Source organism: Limnohabitans sp. Rim28 (assembly GCF_000293865.2).
Taxonomy (GTDB): Bacteria; Pseudomonadota; Gammaproteobacteria; order Burkholderiales; family Burkholderiaceae_C; genus Limnohabitans_A.
Genome location: NZ_ALKN02000030.1, coordinates 1 through 5,689, shown reverse-complemented (window position 1 = coordinate 5,689; position 5,689 = coordinate 1). Strand labels below are relative to the sequence as shown.

At 57.3% G+C, this 5,689-nt stretch carries 3 protein-coding genes and 1 pseudogene; all 4 read left to right on the top strand.

The window, feature by feature from the left end; translation table 11 throughout:
- Nucleotides 1–1,157, top strand: a pseudogene (locus B472_RS17115) (hypothetical protein); the annotation flags it as partial.
- Nucleotides 1,158–1,806: 649 nt separating this feature from the next.
- Nucleotides 1,807–2,319, top strand: a complete 513-nt coding sequence (locus tag B472_RS16585) for a metallophosphoesterase (protein WP_026039246.1) — start codon at nt 1,807–1,809, stop codon at nt 2,317–2,319.
- Nucleotides 2,320–2,476: 157 nt separating this feature from the next.
- A complete protein-coding gene (locus B472_RS16580) occupies nt 2,477–2,770 on the top strand; it encodes a hypothetical protein (protein WP_019425538.1) in 294 nt (97 codons plus the stop codon).
- A 646-nt stretch (nt 2,771–3,416) separates the two neighbouring features.
- Nucleotides 3,417–5,689, top strand: a 2,273-nt coding sequence (locus B472_RS17280; RefSeq protein ID WP_019425537.1) for a hypothetical protein, incomplete at its 3' end; no start/stop codon positions are given.

The following is a 5,689-nucleotide window of genomic DNA, read 5'->3' as shown; positions in this document are numbered from 1 at the left end:
GCGCACCGGGGGGCTTCTCGCGCATCAGCAGCATCGAAGCGATCGATCTGGCCAGCGACAGCGCAAGCAACACGCTCACACTCTCGGCCCGCGATGTGCAAGACATGGCAGGCATGAACCTGATCCGTGATGGCGCATCGGCCGATGGGCAAAACTGGGCCAGCGGCACCTACACCTTGGCTGCCGCCATGGCCTACCGCCAGTTGGTGGTGACGGGTGATGCGGGCGATGCGGTTGGACTCAAAGACAACAGCTTTGTGTCCTCGGGCACGGTCACCGCAGAAGGCACCACCTACAACGTCTACACCAGCGAGAGCACCCGCACCCAGGTGTTTGTGCAAAACGGTGTGTCGGTGACCCTCAATGCCACCCCTTTGGTGCTCGACCTCAATGGCGATGGTGTGCGCACCAGCGGTGTCTCGCATGGCGTGCTGTTTGATGTGAACCACACCGGCCAGCCTGCGCTCACCGGCTGGACCGATGGCCAAGACGGTCTGCTGGTTTTGGACCTGAACCGCGACGGTCGCATCAACAACGGCTCGGAGCTGTTTGGTTCGGGCACCGACACGGCCAACGGCAAAGCGGTCGACGGCTATGTGGCGCTGCGTCAGCACGACGGCAACGGCGACGGCGTGATCGATGCCCAAGACTCGGTGTTCAAAGACCTGCAAGTCTGGGTGGACGCCAATGTGGACGGCCAAACCGACGTGGGTGAGTTGCACAGCTTGGCAATCTTGGGCATGGCCTCGCTCGACCTGAATGCCATGCAAGGAAACCACATCGACAACGGCAACACGCTGGGCTTGGTGTCGGGCTGGACGGACGTGAAAGGCCAGGTACACGACATGGCCGACGTGTGGCTCAGCAGCCAGTCGCTGGCCGAGTTTGTGAGCCAAGCCACGGGGCTGTCAAAGATCGACGCGTCGGGCAACCACACAGCCGATGTGACAGAGCTTCGATTGGCTGACATGCTGGCCGCAGTGCAGAAGTTGGTGGTGGTGCAAGCCGATGCCAACGATGTGGTGCAACTGGACAGCACCGGCTGGGTGGACACCCACCAGTTGGTGACGGTGGACAACCACAGCTATGAGTTGTGGAGCAATGCATCGGCACATCTGTTGATTGACCAAAACGCTCGTGTGCAGACAGTGCTTTAACAAACGACGTAAAGACTTATAGGAAAACAATTTCTCAATAGAAGCAATGGGTTTACGTCTTTGTTGCATTACTCATGCTGATGGCAAGCCCGCATGGCATGGCTGCATCACCGTTCGATGAGTCTTTGTGCCCTGCATCGCACCAAGACCCAGGGGTGTTGAGCGACAAAAGTCCTGCTTGTTATCAGCAATGCAAGCAGGACTACATCGGTGCTGCAAACTTGTGTGTCGAAGCGCGTTGCCCATCAGGCTCAAAGGATTTGGGGGCGGCTTGTGGCGATGTGAAGCTCAAATCGTATCTCCGAACGGTTTCGGGAAAGGCGAGCTGCTCAGATGGTCAAATCAACGGTGAGGTGTTATGTTTTGATCAAAAAGGGTTTGTTCTTTGTTTGGATGTTGGACCGTTGTATCGGGCTTAGGGGTTCCCAAGACTTGCCCAGCGGGCCAAGACCATCAGTTGGGAGTTTGCTATCCATCGTGTAAAAGTGGCTATATAGGTGTTGGGCCCACATGCACCCGTCCCAGTTGCCCTGCGGGTTACGAGGACGATGGGTTGGCATGCACAAAAACATTGCGGTTAAAAAGCACTTACGTGCGTAGTTTCACCAGGCACCGAAACACGGGTAGCACAGATAGTTTTGTTCGCAGCATGACGCTGCAGCCAGGGGATGATGTATTCACCATCGCCGTGATGTCAGACCCACAACTGCCCTGGGATGACAAATTGCCTGAGGCGCAAGCAAATGGTGGCACAGGAAAAATTGACCCCAATCTGCTCTGGAGAAACAGTCGCAAATACAACTTGGAGATGGCGCGGTCGATCAATAAGTTGTCGGACGAAAGCAATCAAACGGCGAGCAAGTTTGCATTCACCGTGATCAATGGTGATTTGACGGCCTATTTCCATCCAGATCAACATTCCGAGTTTCGGGCTATCTACCACGCTGGCTTTCCATGGGCCTATCCCGTCGCATTGAAAACACCTGTTTATTTGGGTTTGGGGAATCATGATTACGAGAACAATCTCAACAATGGCAATTCATTTTCAACCGACAACAACCGTTGCGCAAAAAAACGCCATCAACTTGATTCGCGGCTCGGTGTTTCTTGGCTACGTCAAAAACATGCCCAGCGAGACGCTGGAAAGCTACGACGCGGGTAGCTTGGCTTATTCGTGGAACAAGGGGCCATATCACTTTGTGCAACTGCACAACGAACCGGATTAAGAAATACCGAAACTGGGCATTTCGAAGTCGGTTGACTGGTTAGAAAAAGACCTTGCACGTTCGACACAACGGGGTCAAACGATCATTGTGAACATGCACAAACCCCCCGCAGCAGACTGTTCATTGGCCAGCATTTTGAGTGCGCATAAAGTGGCTGCCATATTTGCCGGGCATTTACACAGCTCGCCTGGCAAGTTCTCGAACTTGAAGACGACCACGGGGCAGCTGGTGCCCGTGTTTTTGAGTGGCTCAGCCGATGAGCGCACCTTCTTGCGTGTGGATTTCCAAAACTTCAATGGCCAACGGAGCATCCGAATCGCAAAAATCAACACCACGGGTGGCAACGCCATAGAGCAAGCGCTTGCGACGGTTTTGCGCATTCCTTGAGGCCTAGGCCGTCTGCGCGCCCAAAATGAATGACAAGCCAACGGTGTGGTGCGCATTGACCAGACCGGCTGGCCAGGGGTGTTTCGAGCACCAGTGGCCGTGCCACCGAATGGAGCGCTGTCACTTCTAGGGATCAGAGGGTGATGCGCTGCATCGGTCGATGCGCGAAGCGTTTTGCTGTCATTCGCTGGCTGCTGCGCATGACCGCCCAAAAAGACCAGGGCCTTCGCCAAAAACCACCGCAAAGCTCATTTCTATTCTGGGTGCAGCCGTGGAAGGCATTTGGCTGCGCCGACTTCATGCGGACTTCAGTCGGTGTACCTCCAGCACACCGATTTGGCCTTGAAATGCATTTCTTAAATTAGATACTTGTATATTCATCTGATACAATTTTTCTCACTTTTTAACCACTGGAGTGGGCATTAATGAATTCCCTAGTTGTAACCGGCGCGCCCATGCGCCCATCGAGCCCTCTTTCTCCCCCGCAGCGACTCGAGCGCATCCACAAGGCAAGGACTGTCTTCACTTCGATCCATGGGCCGAAATGAATGGTTTGAATAAATCAGCCCCCCAGCGCTGTTTTAGGGACAAACCAGTCCCGACCCCGCAATCCACACCGAATGTGTCCTCTCTCAAAAGGTAAATCATGCAAAAAATTATCCTGACATTGACATCTGCAACCGGCCAAGTGAACCAAAAAGTTCTGAATCAAACCCCGGTTCAGGTCAATGGGCAACCGGTCAAATTCAAGGTTCCAGCGGGCCACACGCTGTCCGTTCAAGTCATGGCTGAACCGGGCAAAGAGGCCGTTGCCATCACCAAGCCCTTGTCGGCCTTGAAGACCAAGCGTGTAGGCGACCATTTGATGATCGAGGATGAAGAAGGCCGCACCCTGCTGGAGCTCACAGGCTATTACGTGACGCCGGATGTGCAATTCACGCAAGCGAGTTGGGTCCCCTATGAAGCGCAACTGGCCAGTGCCAATGGCCAAGATTCAGGGGCTGCGAAGACTTTGTCGGGCGACGCCAATGACAATGACCAGGGTGCCGACAAAGATCGGGCTGGGACATCTGATGGCGCGCCTTTGGCGGTGAGTCTCTTCTCGCTGGGCTCCGTTGCGCCGGCCTTGGGCGCTGTCACCGTGGGTGCTTTGGCTGCAGGTTCTGGGGGCGCCAGCGAACCAGCTCCCACGCCCACCAAGCCCGTGACCCTGGTCTCGGGGCAGGTCATGGCGGGGCCGGTGGTCAGTGGCCACAACCTGAGCGTCCAAATCTTCGCTGCCGATGGCAAAACACTGCTGGCCAGCGCCACCGTTGATGCAGGCACAAGCCGGTTTGCGGCCGATGTGGGTGACTACAAAGGGGCGATCATCGCCGTATTGCTGGACGCTGGCCCTGAAAACGACTACCGGGACGAGGCCACGGGCCAGGCCAAAGACCTCAATGCCACGCTCATGGCCGTGGGCGTGGCGGTCACTGGACAGCCTCTGCTCCTCAACATCACGGCGCTCACGACGCTGGCTGCGCAAAAGGCGGGCGTGCAAGCCGATGGGTCGGTCAACGCCGCAACACCCATCACCACCACGGCCGTTGACAGCAGCAATGCAGCCGTCTCCAAAGCCTTTGGCCTGACAGATATTTTGCGCACCAGCATCGTGGCCACGGTCACAAGCGATGGCGCGCTCAACCCAGAGGCCAACCTGTACGGCAAGGTCTTGGCCGCTCTGTCGGGCCTTGACCGCGCCAAAGGTGGTGACACCCAGGCCGCCATCAACAGTTTGGTGGACCAAGTGAGCACGGCAACGGGCCACTTGAGCGATACCGGCGTTGCCATCTTGATCGCTGGCGCAGCCAAGGCTGGGGTTTCAGTGACCCAAGTGGCTCAGGCGCTGGGCAGCAATGGCAACCCCAACGTACTGAGCCTTGACTTGACGAGCGGGGGTGAGGCCTTGTTCAAAATGGCCGTGGCTGGCAACGCCTTGGCCGCTGTGGACTCGTTGGCCGAGCTGCGGGCCCTGAGTCAATCGGTGCAAGCGGTGATGGGCGGCACCGCCTCCAAAGAGCAACTGGCCTTGCTGGGCGCAGACGTCACCAGCGTCACCACAGACAACCTCAAGGCCATTCAAAACGCGACAGCCGCAAGCGACCCCACCAGCGTGGCGGACCTGCAAGCGGTGATGGGCAAGGCCATCGCAGCCTTCGATGCTGCCTTGGTGGCCCTCAAAACAGCGGCAACGAATAACTCAGCCAAAGCCGACACATCAGACCTCGCGGTGTGGTCTGCGCTGGGCATCACTGGCGTGGACAGCTCCAACCTGGCCGCCATCAACAGCTTGCTCAACACGGCCGGCATCAGCGGCATCAGCCACAGCACCGCTGCCCAGCTGCAAGCCATGATCTCTGCCTACGTGGAAATCTCCGCGGGCGCAGACAATACCGGCGACAAGGACACCGCACTGGATGCCGCGCAGATCAGCGCCTTGGGCCTGTCCAGCGTGATCGACAGCGCAGCCAAGAGAAGCCTGTTCGATGACGTGCTCGACCAAGCCAGCACCACCGAGGTGGACGCGGGCGGCAAGATCGAGGCGCTGGCCGCTGCGGTGCAAGCGGTGATGGGTGGCACAGCCTCCAAAGACCAGCTGGCCCTGCTGGGCGCAGACGTCACAAGTGTCACCGCAGACAACCTCAAGGCCATTCAAAAAGCCATCAGTGAAGGTAGCCCAAGCACCTTGACAGACATGCAAAAGTTGATTGGTAACGCCAGTGGTGGTGGTGGTGGTGGTGGTGGTGGTGGTGGTGGTGGTGGTGGTGGTGGTGGTGGTGGCATCTCCGCCTTTGATGCGGCCATCACAAAAATAGCCAACTACGCCGATGACAACGGTGCAACCAACTCTGTCCCTCAAGCCAGCGACTACAGCGC